The 16,522-nt window shown below is 38.0% G+C and carries 21 protein-coding genes; 19 read left to right on the top strand and 2 right to left on the bottom strand.

Annotated features, from left to right (window positions below; genetic code table 11):
* Positions 1-109: 109 nt before the first annotated feature.
* From DWZ40_RS14940 to DWZ40_RS14925, 4 genes are all read left to right on the top strand, one after another.
* Positions 110-1,249, top strand: a complete 1,140-nt coding sequence (locus DWZ40_RS14940; RefSeq protein ID WP_019190307.1) for a plasmid recombination protein — start codon at positions 110-112, stop codon at positions 1,247-1,249.
* A gap of 26 nt (positions 1,250-1,275) precedes the next feature.
* Complete coding sequence (locus DWZ40_RS14935) at positions 1,276-1,653, top strand: TnpV protein (RefSeq protein WP_009247523.1); 378 nt, start codon at positions 1,276-1,278, stop codon at positions 1,651-1,653.
* 453 nt (positions 1,654-2,106) lie between these two features.
* The gene (locus DWZ40_RS14930) at positions 2,107-3,651 is read left to right on the top strand and encodes an ATP-binding cassette domain-containing protein (protein WP_009247522.1); all 1,545 of its coding nucleotides are present in this window, start codon (positions 2,107-2,109) and stop codon (positions 3,649-3,651) included.
* An 84-nt stretch (positions 3,652-3,735) separates the two neighbouring features.
* Positions 3,736-4,233 carry an aminoglycoside nucleotidyltransferase gene (locus DWZ40_RS14925; protein WP_009247521.1) on the top strand — a complete coding sequence of 166 codons (498 nt, stop codon included), beginning with the start codon at positions 3,736-3,738 and terminating at the stop codon, positions 4,231-4,233.
* 314 nt (positions 4,234-4,547) lie between these two features.
* Here DWZ40_RS14925 and DWZ40_RS14920 read toward each other — a convergent pair whose 3' ends face one another.
* Positions 4,548-6,476 carry an AAA family ATPase gene (locus DWZ40_RS14920; RefSeq protein ID WP_182431761.1) on the bottom strand — a complete coding sequence of 643 codons (1,929 nt, stop codon included), beginning with the start codon at positions 6,474-6,476 and terminating at the stop codon, positions 4,548-4,550.
* Between the two features lie 67 nt (positions 6,477-6,543).
* Positions 6,544-7,149: a helix-turn-helix transcriptional regulator gene (locus DWZ40_RS14915; RefSeq protein ID WP_118543700.1), complete on the bottom strand. Its 606-nt coding sequence runs from the start codon at positions 7,147-7,149 to the stop codon at positions 6,544-6,546.
* A gap of 157 nt (positions 7,150-7,306) precedes the next feature.
* Here DWZ40_RS14915 and DWZ40_RS14910 point away from each other — a divergent pair, with 157 nt between their 5' ends.
* The 15 genes from DWZ40_RS14910 to DWZ40_RS14850 all read left to right on the top strand — a co-directional run.
* The gene (locus DWZ40_RS14910) at positions 7,307-7,510 is read left to right on the top strand and encodes an HTH domain-containing protein (RefSeq protein WP_117827592.1); all 204 of its coding nucleotides are present in this window, start codon (positions 7,307-7,309) and stop codon (positions 7,508-7,510) included.
* On the top strand, positions 7,507-8,070 hold the full coding sequence (locus DWZ40_RS14905; RefSeq protein ID WP_243035353.1) for an Arm DNA-binding domain-containing protein: 564 nt from the start codon (positions 7,507-7,509) through the stop codon (positions 8,068-8,070). The genes DWZ40_RS14910 and DWZ40_RS14905 overlap by 4 nt, the downstream gene beginning before the upstream one ends.
* 330 nt (positions 8,071-8,400) lie before the next feature.
* Complete coding sequence (locus tag DWZ40_RS14900) at positions 8,401-9,186, top strand: ParA family protein (RefSeq protein ID WP_027090283.1); 786 nt, start codon at positions 8,401-8,403, stop codon at positions 9,184-9,186.
* The gene (locus DWZ40_RS14895) at positions 9,176-10,081 is read left to right on the top strand and encodes a ParB/RepB/Spo0J family partition protein (protein WP_027090284.1); all 906 of its coding nucleotides are present in this window, start codon (positions 9,176-9,178) and stop codon (positions 10,079-10,081) included. Before DWZ40_RS14900 ends, DWZ40_RS14895 begins: the two co-directional genes overlap by 11 nt.
* The gene (locus tag DWZ40_RS20350; protein ID WP_255633202.1) at positions 10,078-10,212 is read left to right on the top strand and encodes a hypothetical protein; all 135 of its coding nucleotides are present in this window, start codon (positions 10,078-10,080) and stop codon (positions 10,210-10,212) included. Before DWZ40_RS14895 ends, DWZ40_RS20350 begins: the two co-directional genes overlap by 4 nt.
* 4 nt (positions 10,213-10,216) lie before the next feature.
* Positions 10,217-10,384: a hypothetical protein gene (locus DWZ40_RS19650; protein ID WP_173681429.1), complete on the top strand. Its 168-nt coding sequence runs from the start codon at positions 10,217-10,219 to the stop codon at positions 10,382-10,384.
* Positions 10,374-10,685, top strand: a complete 312-nt coding sequence (locus tag DWZ40_RS14890) for a DUF6050 family protein (RefSeq protein WP_027090285.1) — start codon at positions 10,374-10,376, stop codon at positions 10,683-10,685. The genes DWZ40_RS19650 and DWZ40_RS14890 overlap by 11 nt, the downstream gene beginning before the upstream one ends.
* A gap of 126 nt (positions 10,686-10,811) precedes the next feature.
* The gene (locus tag DWZ40_RS14885; RefSeq protein ID WP_027090286.1) at positions 10,812-11,210 is read left to right on the top strand and encodes a hypothetical protein; all 399 of its coding nucleotides are present in this window, start codon (positions 10,812-10,814) and stop codon (positions 11,208-11,210) included.
* Positions 11,211-11,223: 13 nt separating this feature from the next.
* Positions 11,224-11,622, top strand: coding sequence for a single-stranded DNA-binding protein (locus DWZ40_RS14880; RefSeq protein WP_027090287.1), 399 nt, complete (start codon positions 11,224-11,226; stop codon positions 11,620-11,622).
* A 13-nt stretch (positions 11,623-11,635) separates the two neighbouring features.
* Positions 11,636-12,028 (top strand): hypothetical protein, encoded by a 393-nt coding sequence (locus DWZ40_RS14875; RefSeq protein ID WP_027090288.1) that lies wholly within the window; start codon positions 11,636-11,638, stop codon positions 12,026-12,028.
* Complete coding sequence (locus DWZ40_RS14870) at positions 12,021-12,869, top strand: replication initiator protein A (protein ID WP_118543699.1); 849 nt, start codon at positions 12,021-12,023, stop codon at positions 12,867-12,869. Before DWZ40_RS14875 ends, DWZ40_RS14870 begins: the two co-directional genes overlap by 8 nt.
* Positions 12,870-12,879: 10 nt before the next feature.
* Positions 12,880-13,698 (top strand): replication initiator protein A, encoded by an 819-nt coding sequence (locus tag DWZ40_RS14865; RefSeq protein WP_027090290.1) that lies wholly within the window; start codon positions 12,880-12,882, stop codon positions 13,696-13,698.
* Positions 13,698-14,492 carry an ATP-binding protein gene (locus tag DWZ40_RS14860; RefSeq protein WP_027090291.1) on the top strand — a complete coding sequence of 265 codons (795 nt, stop codon included), beginning with the start codon at positions 13,698-13,700 and terminating at the stop codon, positions 14,490-14,492. The genes DWZ40_RS14865 and DWZ40_RS14860 overlap by 1 nt, the downstream gene beginning before the upstream one ends.
* Before the next feature lie 82 nt (positions 14,493-14,574).
* Complete coding sequence (locus DWZ40_RS14855) at positions 14,575-15,066, top strand: PcfB family protein (protein ID WP_027090292.1); 492 nt, start codon at positions 14,575-14,577, stop codon at positions 15,064-15,066.
* The coding region (locus tag DWZ40_RS14850) for a type IV secretory system conjugative DNA transfer family protein (protein ID WP_182431760.1) at positions 15,063-16,522 on the top strand (1,460 nt) is incomplete at its 3' end. The genes DWZ40_RS14855 and DWZ40_RS14850, both read left to right, overlap by 4 nt.

The raw sequence follows: 16,522 nt of genomic DNA, 5'->3' as shown, positions 1-16,522 counted from the left end.
GTGTACCCGTCAAAAGTGCTTTTGCGTTACTTTTGACAAAAGTAACAAAACCTGAGAATGTTGAAATTTACAGATGGGAGATGAAAAAATGCAGAGAACGATAAGTGCAATGGTCGGTAAAGGCTCGGTCAATCACAATAGCCGAAAGTTCCGAGCAGAAAATGTAGACGGAACTCGTACTCATCTCAATATCGACTACTGCAATGAAAATATAAAGACAGTTTATCACGAATTGTTTGATGAAGCATTGGAAAGATACAATGCCAAGCAGATAAGGTCAGACCGAAAGATAAAAGATTATTATGAAAAAATCCGAAGTTCCAAGCAGGAAAAACCGTTCCACGAAATCATTTTACAGGTGGGCGGTAAGGGAAATATGAACGCCGATACGGAAAACGGAGAACTGGCAAAGCAGATTTTAGATGAATACTATCAGGGTTTTCAGGAGCGAAATCCACAGCTTCGGGTGTTCTCGGCTCATCTGCATATGGATGAAGCTACACCACATCTGCACATAGATTTTGTACCTTTTACCACAGGCAGCAAGCGTGGACTTGATACAAGAGTGTCACTAAAGCAGGCTCTTGCAACGCAAGGTTTTAAGGGCGGCAGTCGTGGCGATACGGAGTGGTCGCAATGGATACAGTCCGAAAAAGAACAGCTTGCGGCGGTGATGGAACGTTATGGGATTGAGTGGGAACATTTAGGCACACACGAAAAACATCTTTCTGTTTTGGATTATAAAAAGCAGGAAAGAGAAAAAGAAGTGGCGGCATTAGGTGCGAAAATCGAGCAGAAACAGATTGAATTTGATGTGTTGTCGGAACGAGTATTGAACTATGATAAGGCAAAAGACGAGCTGTCAAATCTTGAAATAGAGCTTGATACTGCACCGAAATATCAGTTGCCAGAACCAGAGAAATTTATGACTGCAAAGGCATATAAAACCAAAATGGCAGAGCCGGTTGTAAGGAAATTGAAGCAACTTGTCAAAACGGTGCTTGCCCGCTGCTTTGAGGGGTGGGACAACTATCATAGGCTGAATACAGCGAATGCACAGTTATACCGCACCAATCAGCGTTTGGAGAAAGTCAATGAAAGATTGACCGAAGAAAACAAAATCCTAAAAGCAGAAAATAAAGATTACAGCCTGCTCCGTAAGGTTTTTGGTCGCAAACAGATAGATGATTTGTTGGAGCAGGCAAGAACAGTTAAAGGTCGCAAGCGTGATAATACACGATCACGATAGACAAAAATCACAGGAGGAAAAGGAAAATGACAAAGACAATTTTTGAAGAAATGGGCGGAACTTATAGACAGGTGGGTGATTATTTATTGCCGAACATCACAGTACCAGCCGAAGAAGAAATAGAGCCGATTGGTTTATGGGGGAAACGACATGCAAGGCATTTAAAGGAACACTATAAAGTGTTATATATGAACCTGCTGACAAGCGGAAAGCTGCATAGTTATCTTGCAGAAGTCGATAAGCAAGCAGAGGATATGTTTCTTCGACTGGTAAAGGAATATGCCGACAGACAAGATGTGACGGAACAATTAAAGAAAGATAATCCCTACGAATGGATTGGAAGAATGAATAATATTCAGGCTTGTGTGAGGGAAGTTGTAGGAACGGAGTTGATTTACACATAAGCGTTTTACGGTATGGTGCTCCTGCGTTTGCTGGAGTGCTGTGGTTGTGGTTGTAAAGAGGTTGTGAAAGATTGAATTTCGTAATGGTTGGATGTATAATTAGGAAGTGAAAATTTTAATTTGCACTTCCATAAGGTGAAATGTATTGACACAAAAAATACAGTATGATAGTATTGCCATTAGAAGAAAGAAAGGCACATTTTGTGTAAGGTGAGGAAATGATTAATAGATAATTTGATTTAAGTAAGACACATATAGTTATTGAGCCTGTAGAGAATAGGTTTGTTTTGTGTACGCTTAAGTTGGATTATCGCAAGAGGCATTTCCTTTGTTTTCCTTTTGGAAAAGAAATAAGGGTCTATTTAGCGAGTCTATTTTTGCGTATGCAAAAAAGACTCGTTTTTGTGTGTTCAAAATAATAATTGGCTCAGACTTCGAAAAGGAGAAACTTTAATGTTGCAGATAAAAAAATTAAATTTAACACATAAAAAAGACCTGAGAATAATTCTTAATGATTTCAACCTTGTGCTAAATGATGGAGATAAGGCAGTTATTATTGGAGAAGAGGGAAATGGGAAATCGACATTAATGAAGTGGATATACAATCCGTCGCTTGTAGAAAACTATATAGAAGCAGATGGGGAAAGGATAATGGGACACGAACGTCTTGGTTATCTTCCGCAGGAGATGCTCGATGAAGATAAGGAAAAAACAATATACGAATATTTTTCTGAAGAGGAAATATTCTGGGAGAAAACGCCTAAAGAATTGTCTGTTATTGCGGGAAAATTTGGAATGAAAAATGATTTTTTCTACAGTAACCAGACAATGGGTAGTCTTTCAGGAGGCGAAAAAGTCAAGACACAACTTATGAGGCTTTTCATTCGCGATGTTTCTGTGCTGTTGTTGGACGAACCTTCCAATGACATCGACATTGCGACGCTTACATTACTGGAAAAAATCATAAATGACTGGAAGCACATTGTGCTTTTTATTTCACACGATGAAACGCTGATAGAGCGTACTGCCAACATGGTGATACATATCGAGCAGATTATACGAAAAACAAAGGCGAGATATACCGTGGCAAAGCTTCCCTATAGACGCTATGTGGAAGAACGGCTTCATAAATTTGAAATCCAAAAACAGCGGGCACTGAGTGACCGTAGGGAGAAAAAGATTCGCGATGAAAAATATCAAAGAGTTATGCAGAGTGTACAAGGTGCATTAAGAAGTTGTACCAGACAAGCACCGTCTGTTGCCAAAAACTTAAAGGACAAAATGCATACGGTTAAGGCAATGGAACGAAGATTTGAAAAAGAAGATGAAAATATGACTCAGATGCCGGAACAGGAAGAAGCAATCTTTGTCAAATTAGGGGATGAAAACTCACACATTCCCGCAGGAAAAACGGTCATAGAATATGAACTTTCAAAGCTTGTGACTCCGGATGGCAAAAGAATTTTAGCAGAAGGAATTCATTTAAAAATAAAAGGTTCAGAAAAAATCTGTATGATAGGAGCCAACGGGGCAGGAAAAACGACTCTTCTAAAAAAGATAGCGGAAGAACTCCTAAATCGGAATGACATTAAAGCAGAATATATGCCTCAAACTTATGAAGACCTGCTGGATTTGGATGTTACACCGGTTGATTACCTTGATAAAACAGGAGATAAAGAAGAGCGTACAAGAATTAGAACATACCTTGGTTCACTTAAATACACACCAGATGAAATGGAGCATCCGATTCGGGAGTTATCAGGCGGACAAAAGGCGAAAGTGCTTCTCTTGAGGATGAGCTTAAGTGGTGCAAATGTTCTTATTCTGGATGAACCGACAAGAAATTTTTCACCATTGTCCGGTCCGGTAATAAGAAAAATGCTCCGAGAATTTCCGGGGGCTGTCATTAGCATTTCTCACGATAGAAAGTATATTGAAGAGGTGTGCGATAAAATATATCAGCTAAATCCTAATGGATTACAGCTAATTGGTGATTGATAACAAAAAGGATGAAAGACTGACAAATTTCAGGCTTTTAGTGAGTTGGAAAGCATACAAAGATTTGAATTTGGAGGATAGATTATGGTACGTACAGAAGATGCATGTGAAATTATAAAATATGCTTTGCAAAACGAAATTAAAGTATATTTAGATGGCGGATGGGGTGTTGATGCACTTCTTAAAAGAGAATCAAGAATACACAATGATATTGATTTGTTTGTTGAACTGAAACATTATCATGATTATATTTATGTGATTAAGCAGCATGGATTTGAGGAAGTAAATACTGATTATACAACGGATGGTCATACTGTCTGGAAAGATGATAAACAAAGAATCATTGATTTACATTGTTTTGAATTTACAGATGACGGAATTGTTTATGAGGGAGATATATTTCCATCAAAAACTTTTTCCGGTATTGGAAAAGTTGGAGATATAACTGTTTCTTGTATTGAACCATTGAGTCAGGTAATGCTTCATTTGGGATATGAACACGATAAAAATGATGTGCATGATGTGATGCTGTTGTGTGAAACATTTCAAATAGCAATACCAGATGAATATAAGGAAAAGTAAAATTTCAGTTTTGTGTTGAATCTCTAAGCAAAATAGCTTATAATTTGACATGCTACATATAGTTATTATCCACAGTTATCGAGTAGGTGTTATCAATGCCGATAACAAAATGATAACATTAGCTCGTATAGGCAGGATAATATGGATATATCAAATAATCAAAAGAACGAGAAACATTACAGAGAATAATTCCTAAACAAAAAGCGTTAGTCTTTGTAGAGTTTGAATAAAAAAATGGAGCTCGGAAATCCAGTGTTTATGCGGGTTTCCGGGCTCTAGCTATGTGATTTGAGTACAGATTGAGTACAAAAAAATTAAGGCATTGCAATAATGGATGAAATAACATCAAATATGTTTTTAAAACCGATAATATCAACATTTGCAAAGTTATCAACATTATTGAGGATGTTTTCGGCAAATTGTTCTTTTGAAAGTGCTAAACTGTTTTCATTATTATTGAAAACCTCTTTATCAACAATCTTAATAGTCCTTTTCTTTTGGGCGTCAATTAATGTTTTATTATTGCATACAATACTGGTATTTTCTTTTAATTGATGTGATTTTTCAGTGAATTCATCTGATAAATAAATACGCCTTCCGTTTTTATCTAACCTGGTAATGTCATCTCGTGAATAAAGCATTTCAATGGATATTGGACAGTTAAAACCTTGTGTGTCTTTGATGCTGCATCCATATACGTTATTTCCGAATGAAACTGGATTAATATATGTTTGACCAATGGAAGAATCATTGTCGAATACACCAATTATTTTATTAGAATGGGGCACTTTCGCAAGATTTTTGAGCAAATTTTCTAATTTTGAGTCTCCTAAATCTTCACTATATTCCAAATAATCTAAATCTAAGTTAGAGTAATCTCCTCTGTTTTGAAATTTTATTAATGCATTTTTTAAATGTTTCCAATCTGTTTTGCCTTCGGTAATGATTAGTGTTCTTGATATCGATTCGAATTTAGTTTTGTATTGCTCTAATGTATTTAAAATATTAATATAGTTTTCATCTATAATAGAATAACAATTTTTTATTTCATCAAAATAGTCTATATTATCCATGATAGTCCCTGTAGGGAGTGCAACAAATTGACAATTTTGAGAAAAGGTTTCTCGCATTCCCAATAAAAAGAATGGTGAATGGCTGCTGATAATAAATTGAATTTTTGGAAAGATTTTTATTAATGCAGGTAAGGAATCCTTGACTAAATCGGAATGAAGATGAATATCAATTTCGTCAATTAATACAATTCCCTGCACATTTTTGAAATCCATTGCTGTATTTCCGGAAATTCTATCATATTCTTTTAATATTGTAGCAAATATTCCTAAAATCATAATTTCACCAGAAGAAAGGTTAGAAAATTTGTCTACAAGTTCTTCTTCAGAACCATCATTTTTAATTCCGATAACTACTATTTTACGATATGTTTTATCAGAAATTCCAAATCGAAAAGACTTATAATCGTAACTTTTAAATATATGTGAAAGTAGTTGGTTAAGCATTGTTTGTATTTTTGAATTTTTACCATTATATATTTTTCGGTGTTCAATTTCACCAGATGTATTTGTGATACGAATATCTTTTTCTTCATAAAGCATTTTATCAATAATTACATCTAATATCCAAGCCTCAACATTATTCAATAAATTATATTGAACAATATTATGTGTTGAATGTCCGAGATAATTATTATCATCAATGACAAATTGTAATTTGTCATTTTGGGAATTTTCCCAAGTGGGTATATAATATCGATCAACAGGAAAATATAAAAAAAGTTCTTTAGCAAATACATTATCAGCTGAATATGACATTTTATTAAAGAAACCGTCATCTTTTAATTTTCTATTATCAAAATCTACATTTGGAAAATCAGCCCTATGACAATTATCTATAAATGTTTCATAATTATATATCATTAAATCTACATATTCTGAATTATCGGAAAAAGTAATTCGCTCATATGAATGGTTTTTCCCGGAGCGAATATAGTGTTTTGAACCTAATCGGTAATAATTTGTGGAGGAGACTTCTTCAAGTACATTGTAGAAGTGACGTTTGTTTTCAATTAAAGAGTGCAAAATATTTGATAAAACTAAAGTTTTCCCGGAGCCATTTTTACCAATTAGTATAACGGGTAGGGGATTACCTGTTTCATCAAATGGAAATGAGTATTTCAAATTTTCTATAGCACCATAGTTTTGAATTTCGATTTCTTTTAAATACAATATTTATTCCTCCTCTTTTGTAAAATCAGATATTAATCAATTAAAATTATGCTTTAATATTATAAATCTAATCAAGCGGTAGCTGACTTTTCTGTAACTCCAATTCCACTTTTTCTTTTGTCTCGGCTATCTCATCTATAGCTGCCTGTGTTGCTTCATTTGGATTATCACCAGCGGATTCCAAAACACTCTGGTAGATGTAATTCATTTTTTCCCATTTCAACAGGTCATTAAATACCTTGTAATTTCTGATATTCAACAATGCATCCTGCAAAGACAGCGTATGTACCTTCCCTCTGGTGGTGTATCCGATTTCGAGATAAGAAGAGAGAACCGGATTCAGATGGATGGATACAGTATTATCTTTTAACATCTTGTCTTCTCCACGCTCTCCGCTGATCTGGAGGATGCCGGAATTACAAAGCACCATAAGTACGCCCATCAGATCACCGACTGTTTCCAGACGAAGTCCGGCGGTATCACTGCCATTCAAAGCATTATAACTGACACCGAGTGCAGCTGCAATTTTCTCTAACTGAGGAGGTTGTGGCTGCATTTTATTTGTTTCGTATTTTCGGATAGAAACCGGATGGATGCCGGTCAGCTCAGCCAGTTTATCTTGCGTAATGCCAATTTGCTTTCGGCAGTATTTGATTTTTTCTCCTATGGTCATTTTCATCGTCCTCCATGTATCGAGATGGCTACATTATACCATGTTTAAAAAATTTTTTCTACTGGCATTTCAAAATACTTGACAATAGCGAAGTCGCTACATATAATGAGATTACAAAGTAGCGACTTCGCTACATAGAGAAAAGGAGGATGCATATATGGCAGAAAACAAAAAGATTTATATTACTGCAAATGAACTCGCAGAAATGCTGGGTGTTTCTGTAGGTCATGCTTACAAGCTGATCCGTAAGCTGAATCAGGAACTGGAAAAAGAAGGATTTCTGGTGATTGCGGGCAAAGTTCCCAGACGCTATTTTGAAAAACGCTGGTATGGTTTCAGTGTGTGGGAGGTGGTCGAATGAAAGCGGAAAAAGACAAGAAAACAGGAAAATGGTTGATTCAGTATCGTTATACGGATTGGCAAGGAAAACGTCGGAAATCTACCAAAAGAGGTTTTGCGACCAAAAGAGAGGCGGAGGAATGGCTTCGAAATTTCCTTATTACGCAAAAAGCGGATTTTGATATGAAGTTTGCGGATTTTTGGAAGATGTATTGTGCAGATATGGAAACTCGCCTGCGGGAGCATACCATGAGAACGAAAAAGTATATTGTGGAGCTGAAAATTCTCCCGTATTTTGGGAATAAGCGGGTAAATGATATTACTGCAGCTGACATCCGGCAATGGCAGAATGAGTTGATTAAAATGGGGTATTCACCCACTTATCTGAAAACAATCAATAACCAGTTGAGTGCAATTTTTAATTATGCGGTTCGATATTATGATTTGAAAAGTAATCCCTGTGCAAAAGCCGGAAGCATGGGTAAGAGTAAGGCAGAAGAAATGGATTTCTGGACAGGAGAGGAGTTTAGGAGGTTTATCGACAGTGTTATGAACAAAGGCTTTCTTATATGGCATTTATGACTTTGTACTGGACGGGAATGCGTTTGGGAGATGATGATGATAAAATAAGACTAAATCAACGGAAACCCAGTAAATACAAGGGGTTGAGGCGATTTGGTCCTGAAAAAAACTTGCAACGAATCAACAAATTTATGAAGGAAAGGCCTATCTTTTATAAAAACCTTATTCAGATGAAAGAAAATATTCGCTTTTATCTGAGATGCTTTTACTGTATCACGAAAGTGATGATATTACAATTTAATAGCGAAAACAGGACCGAATTAGCTCGTAATGGATGAAAATCTGTTTAGCTGATTCGGTCATTTTTATTGATTGAAAGGTGATGAAAAAATGGCTAGAATTATTTCTATTGTAAACCAAAAAGGGGGAACTGGAAAGTCCGCATGTACAGCTAATTTAGCAGTAGGATTAGCACAAAAAAATATGAAAGTGTTAATCGTTGATGCCGATCCACAGTCTGATGTATCCGCAGGATTTGGATATCGTGATTGTGATGACAGTAATGAAACACTTACAGTTCTTATGGATGCAGTAATGAAAGATGAAGATATTCCTTCCGACTGTTATATCAGACATCAGGCAGAGGGGATAGACATTATCTGTTCTAACATTGGACTGGCAGGTACGGAAGTACAGTTGGTAAATGCAATGAGCAGGGAATATGTATTGAAACAGATTTTATATGGTATCAAGGATCAATATGATGCAGTCATCATAGATTGTATGCCATCATTGGGAATGATTACGATTAATGCGCTGGCTGCATCGGATGAAGTTCTCATTCCGGTTGAAGCGTCCTACCTACCAATCAAAGGATTGCAGCAACTGTTAAAAACAATCGGCAAGGTCCGTAAGCAGATCAATCCGAAGCTGCAAGTAGGAGGTATTTTGTTTACGATGGTCGATGCTCATACGAATGATGCCAGAAATAATATGGAGCTTCTCAGAAATGCATATGGAAGTCAAATCCATATCTTTGATAATTATATTCCATTTTCTGTAAGAATGAAGGAAGCAGTCAGAGAAGGACAGAGTATTTTCTCTTATGATCCGAAAAGCAAAGCTACAGAGGCTTATCGGAGAGTGACGGAGGAGGTGCTAGAAGATGCCATCTAAAAAAAGAGCAACTCCCGTTTCCTTACAGCCGCTTGATGCATTGTTTGGAACAAACGAAGAGTCAATCAATGGAATTAGTGAGATAGCAATCGGAAGTCTTCATCCATTTCCGAATCATCCATTTCAAGTAAGAGATGATAAGAAAATGGAAGAATTATCAGAAAGTATTATACAATACGGCGTATTGGTTCCTGGCATTGTGCGGTTGAGAGAGTCTGGGGGTTATGAGTTGGTAGCAGGTCATCGGCGAAAACGAGCATGTGAACTTGCAGGATTAGAGAAAATGCCGGTTATCATCAAAGATCTTACGGATGATGAATCAACGGTGATTATGGTAGATTCCAATATTCAAAGAGAAGAACTCTTAATCAGTGAAAAAGCTTTTGCTTATAAAATGAAATATGAGGCATTGAAACGACAGGGTAAGAGATCCGATTTAACTTCTTGCCAAGTTGGCAAGAAGTTGGCGGCAGAGGAAGTCAGTCAGAATACTGAAGATAGTTCCAGACAAATATTAAGATATATTCATTTGACATTGTTACTTCCCGAACTGTTGGAAATGGCAGATGATAAGAAACTTCCTTTTAACACGGCTGTTGAAATTTCATATTTGAGAAATGAAGAACAACAGGTGTTACTTCAGTATATGAGTAATCACAATATGGTACCGTCCATGAAGCAGGCAAAGGAATTGAAACAGATTTCAAAAGAACGGATGTTGACGTATTCAGAGATTGACCAGATTTGCATGAATGAAAGTACTGAAAAAGTTCAAGTGCAGATTCCGGCGAAAAAGTTGAAACAATATTTTCCAGAGACATATACAAAGACTCAGATGGAAGAAATTATATTTATGCTTCTGGCATCGTGGGCAGAAAGAGAGGGTGAAGAATGAGCAATGAAGATATGGCAAGTAGAATACAAGTCTATAGGAAAAAGATAGAAAAGATACGTGTTAAACAGATGAAAAGAGAGAAGTTTAAACATTTGTTGAAAACATTAAGATTATCAGCAGGAAGAAAGTGAAAGTATGGCTTTAAAAAATGTACGAAGATATGATGCGAACGGAAGGGAGCTTACGGAGAAAGATCTGGAAACCTTTCGATTGGATTCTCCTGTGGTTAGAGAAATATTGGCAAACCTCAATCGGGAGGTGACGGAAGGAATCAGACAGAAGGAGAAAAAAGGTGACGATTGAAGATGTAATTAAAAAATCAATTCTGCCGCTGGCATTTATGGTATTCTGGTTTTGGATGACAAAAACAATTATGAAAGTCAGCGGTCAGACAGATTGGTTCTGGTGGATATTTATTGCCGGATTACCATTTGGAATACATAAAATGCGGCTGATTCTAATCCCAAGGGGAATGGATACCACAGCAACACTTGGTATGGCTGCATTAAGTGTCATCATTGGAGCATTGATCGGAAGTATCATGATTCCAGTGTATGTGATCAGAGCGATATACGTTTTTATACGGTATATCATTGGAAAATAGAAGATTAGTTTGATAAGAGGCAGGCTTGCGAAAACAAAAATCGTAAGTCTGCCTCTTTTTTTGTGCCTAAAAACAGGCAATTCAGGGTAAATCCCTTTTGCAAATATTAGTTTGGAGGATTTTATTATGAGAGAACGCATTGAAAGCAAGCATGTAACAAAAGAAATCAAAAGTCAGATGCCGGTAATTTCACCTGAGATTATCAAAGAAAGAGGTTGTACGTTTTGTCCGTATTATCTTGGAAGTTATGAGAAACAGCCACGCTGTATGATGAAAAATTGTGCCTGGGATGATGAGAATGAGCGTTTCCATCCGATTCTTCGTAGATTGATTCCATTTTACAAAGAGAAGATGGAAAAAGCGGAGGAAAAGTTCCTGGCAGTGAAACAGATTTATACAACTCTTTTAAAGATGTTTGCAGATGAAATGAAGCAGGAAGAGTTGGAAAAAGATGAATGTTACGGATGTGCCTATGGAAAATGTGGTCCATGTATCGGTATCTGTTACAAATCAATGAAAGTATAGGAGGGTTAAGCCAATGAATACAACAATTATTTCCGGGAGATTGGTAAGAAATCCTGGATACAATGAAGTGGAGAATGAAAAAGGACTTCATAAGATTGCCAAGTTTGTTCTGGCAGTCAGAAGAAATTATTCTGATGAAGTCAGTTTCATTCCGGTAAAGGCTTTTGCAAAGAAAGCAGAATTTGCCAGAGATTATCTGATGCAGGGAACGAAGGTCATGGTGGAAGGCGAGATTGTCACGGGTAATTATGAAGATAAGGATACCGGGAAAAAGATTTATACCACCGAAGTGTATGCAAACCGGATTGAATTCGCAGGTGCAAAAATGGTTGACAGACCACCATTCCCAGAAGATGCGGAAGGGTTCTTAGAGATACCGGAGGGCATGGAAGAGGAAATGCCGTTTAGATAGAGGAGGATAAAAGATGGTTTCAGTAGATCAGGTGTATATGATAGGGCATATGAAAAATGCCGATGGAAGTATCAATAACAAAAATGTAGTGCTGTCAGCAGCATGTGAAGCAGCGGAACTATTCCAGTGCATGATGGCAGTAAATCAAAAACTGGAGGACTGGCAGAGATTCAATCACACCTTGGAGATGCATCTTAGAAGTGTGGAATGTGAGAAAATCCATGATATCTGTCAGGCAGTATATGGGATGAAACATCCGTCCAATGAACTGGAAGGATTGTATCTGGCAAGGGAGGATGAACAGATATGCCTGCTGTATTATCAGGTTTTCGTGGGGATGTTGGAAATCAATATCAATTCAGCTGAAGTGCTGTACAAACAGAAGGAGAAAACAATCAATGAGTAAGATGGAGTATATGCCGGTAGATTGTCTGCAGGTGCCAAAGGTGCTGTTCCAGATGGAAAAATACAAAAATCTGTCAAATACAGCAAAGATTTTATACAGCTTATTTCTGGATCGTTTGAAATTTGCGGTACAGAATGGCTGGGTAGATCATAATGGAGATCTGTTTGTTGTCTATCCGAAAAGTGAAATGAAGAAAAATCTGAATATGACCCGATATGGAGTAGATCAGGCTGTACAGGAACTGGTTCAGGTTGGAAAGCTGGTGCGTATTATTCCGAATAATGGAAAAGCGAACCACTTTTATATCAACGATATTTATGAAAATGAGATGGAGGAAGAATCAATGATGACATTAGACAGAATTATGGCAAATATGCCACTGGAAGAAAGAGAAATTATCATGGACAAGATGGTGGCAGCATCCAGAGATATTCTGAAAACTATTGTAGATATGGGGTATCTGGATGAGTATGATTCAGAACCAATGGAAGGTGAAGAACAGGAGGATTTTGAGGATCTGGAAGAAGAGGATTTCCCAACGTCTGGTTTTGAGTTTGGAATGAACCTTGCATTTAAATATCTGCATGAAAATGAAGAAGATTTTAAAAGAGTAAGAAGACTTCAGCAATATCTTCACAGACAGTATAAAGACTGTTCAAGAAAGAGATATAGCATTATCCTGGAAGCACTTGCTTACGCTATTGATTATGATAAGAGTTTTATTTATGACTTGAGCATGGCAGATAAGAAGTTAAAAAAAATGTATCTGGAGGATTTTATGGAGGGATTCGATTATGCTTTGTATGATTCACGTTATGAAGAAAACGAAGCCGAAGAATAGGAAATAAGTTATGGCAGATTTTGAATATTTCAGAGCAGAAGAATCTGACCAGTTTTCTTTTTTTCGGATACCCAAAGCTCTGTTCACAGAAAAAGAGTTTGCAAGCCTGTCCACAGACGCAAAGCTCCTTTACGGAATTCTGCTTGATCGAATCAGCCTATCCAAGAAAAATGGCTGGATCGACAGTGATGGTTATGTCTATATCATTTACACAATCGCAGAATTACAGGAGCTGTTGCGAATGTCGCATACGACAGTGACAAAGCTTCTTTATGAGCTTGACAGTGTGCATGGCATTGGATTGATCGAACGGTATCGGCAGGGGAATAATCGTCCTTCTGTCATATACGTGAAAAATTTTGTGAAACGGAGCAGAGGAAAGCCAGTAAGATACTTTGCTTCTGGAACGCCAGAAACTGGAAATCCAGACTGCAAGGAATTGGAAATCCGGATTGCAAGAAACTGGAAGTCCGGAACGCAAAAAAATAGAAGTCCGGACTGCAAGAATCTGGATGGAAGTAATACTAAGATAAATAAGACTGAAAAGAATCATACTGATAAGAGTAAGGGCAATACTCCCACTTTGGAAGAAAAATTCAGTCAGTATGGTAGATTTAAAAATGTTGTTCTGTCGGAAGCTGAACTGCAGGAGCTGATGACGCTATTTCCATGGGATTACCAGAAACGGATTGATCATCTTTCTGTTTATATGAAATCCAGTGGAAAAGAATATCAGAACCATTTTGCAACAATCTGTCTTTGGGCAGAAAGGGATGGAACCAGGGCAGGAATGGACAAATATGAATTTCAGGAAGGAGAAAGCCTTTAATGAAAAATAAAGTGGTTGAAGATTATGTGGACGAAGATGGGTGCCTTCATTGTGGTATCTGTAGAAAAAGAAAACAGATGAAGGTCAGTCTGATGGGATTTGAGCATGTAGTGTCCTGTTTGTGCGAATGCGAGGTAAAAGCCAGGCAGGAACTAGATGAGAAGATGCAGTGGGAAGAAGCACAGCGGCAGCTTTATCAGAGAAAATCCGTCGGACTTCGGGAAAGAAGATTCTGGGAATGGAAATTTGAAAATGACAACGGAAGCAACCAGAAGATACTAATTGCCAGGCAGTATGTAGAAAACTGGACAGATATGAAGAGAAAAAATGTAGGACTGCTTTTGATGGGACCTGTTGGAACCGGGAAAAGTTTCTTTGCAGGTTGTATTGCAAATGCACTTTTGGAACAGGGAGAACGTGTCATGATGACAAATTTTTCCAGGATCCTAAATGAAATGACCAGCTATCAGGCAGATAAGAACCAGATTATACAAAATCTTGTGGATTATCCGCTGCTGATTATTGATGACTTGGGAATAGAACGAAATTCCGAGTTTGCTTTGGAGCAGGTCTATAATGTGATAGACAGCCGTTATTGTAAAATGCTTCCGCTGATCGTAACAACGAATCTGGGACTGAATGAAATGAAATCTACAGATTTAGATACTGCTCATCAGCGTATTTATAGCAGAATACTTGAAATGTGTGTTCCCATCTATTGTGGTGGAGAAGATAAGAGAAAAGAAGAAGGGACAGAAAAACTCGTACAGGTGCAGAACCTGATTACCGGTTAATCTGTCTTTTTTCATTAAAGGGGGTGATTGCCATGATTACAGATCTGGACAGCAGTTGAATCGCTGAAAGGAGGGAAAAGTCATGCAGGAAGAGGTAACTCAGAAAACGGTCACGTTCTGTATTCGGACTACTAAGATTACGGCAGACCTGTTGAAAAAGGTTCTTGTTGCGTATCTGCGTCATCAGAAGCAGAAATCAGTAGAGAAGAAAGCACAGAAAAATCAGCCAAAACAGGGAAAGGTCACGGTAAAAGAGCTGGCAAAACAGAATGCCGGGATGGTCAATATCGAGATCACGGACAAAAATATCAAGTCCTTTGAACGGTATGCCAGAAAATACGGGATCAATTATGCTCTGAAAAAAGACAAGAGCAAAGAGCCTCCGGTTTATCTGGTATTTTTCAAGGGACGTGATCAGGATGCCCTCAATGCTGCTTTCCGTGAGTTTTCCCAGAAACAGATTCAAAAAGCGAATAAGCCTTCCATTCATAAGCGTCTTGCAGCTTACCGGGCAATGATGCCAAAGAAATCGAAGGACAAAGTAAAGAACCGGCATCAGGAGCAGAGCCGATGATGAAACAACACGGCAATAAGCTGATGCAGAAGTGGAAGAATAAGGCTGGGGTCAGGCTGTCCGCCCTGGATAAAAAGAAACTGGTTCTTACGAATCTTCCCTATGTTCTGACCGCTTTTTATGCGGACCGGGCCTCCTGCTTATACAGGAGAAGTCCCGGAGAAGATATAGGGAACAAACTGTTATATGCGATGGAACATGCAGATCGGATCTTTACAGGAATTCTGCTAAGTTTTGACCTGAGAGACCTATTGGTTGGAGTTACTGTCGCAGTTATTTTGAAACTATTGGTTTGGCAGAAACAGTCAGATGCAAAGAAACTCCGGAAAGGAATCGAGTATGGTTCAGCCAGATGGGGAACTGCAGAGGATATCAAGCCTTATATGTCAGATGATCCATGGATGAACATTCCACTGACAGCAACAGAAGCACTGACGATGGAGAGCAGACCGAAGCAACCGAAATATGCAAGAAATAAAAATATTGTAGTTATCGGCGGCAGTGGTTCCGGTAAGACACGTTTTTTCGTAAAACCATCGGTCATGCAGATGAACTGTTCCATGGTCATTACAGATCCCAAAGGCACTCTGATCGAGGAGTGCGGGAAGATGTTAGCAAAGGGACCGCCGAAGAGGGATAAAGATGGAAATGTCATCAAAGATAAATCCAGGAAAGTGGTATATGAGCCTTATGTGATTAAGGTTTTGAATACGATCAATTTTTCTAAATCCCTTCATTACAATCCATTTGCTTATATACGGTCTGAAAAAGATATCCTGAAGCTGGTGACAACAATCATTGTAAATACCAAAGGCGAAGGGGAAAAAGCTTCCGAAGATTTTTGGGTGAAAGCAGAGAAATTGCTGTATACAGCACTGATTGCTTTTATCTGGTATGAAGGTGATGAAGAGGAAAAGAATCTGAATACTCTTCTGGATCTTTTGAATGAAAGCGAAACCCGTGAAGAGGATGAAACTTACCAGAATCCAGTGGATATGATGTTCCAGGAACTGGAAGAAAGAGATCCGCAGCACTTTGCGGTCAGACAGTATAAAAAATACAAAATGGCCGCCGGTGTTGTATGCTCTAAAAGACTTCTTAATCAAGCGGTTGGGAAGTCTCTTAGAACACACAACCTAAAACCGAAGAAAAGAGCGCAAGTTATGAGAAAAAACGAGAAAATCACTGCTCTGTATGAACGATTGAGCCGTGATGACTTTGGCAAAGATGATGACCAACAGCGTGAGAGCAATTCCATTTCCAACCAAAAAGCAATGTTGGAGGAGTTCGCCGCACGGCAGGGGTTTACGAACATTGTCCATTTCACGGACGATGGCATTAGCGGCACTTGCTTTGACCGTCCCGGATTTCTGGCAATGATGAAAGAGGTTGAAGCCGGAAATGTGGAGTATCTGTGTATCAAGGACATGAGCCGCATGGGTCGTGACTATCTGAA

Origin of the sequence: Clostridium sp. AF32-12BH, assembly GCF_003477935.1 — a bacterium.
Classification (GTDB): domain Bacteria; phylum Bacillota; class Clostridia; order Lachnospirales; family Lachnospiraceae; genus Brotaphodocola.
The sequence above is the reverse complement of the archived record's forward strand: the minus strand, read 5'-3'. Positions and strand labels throughout refer to the sequence as shown.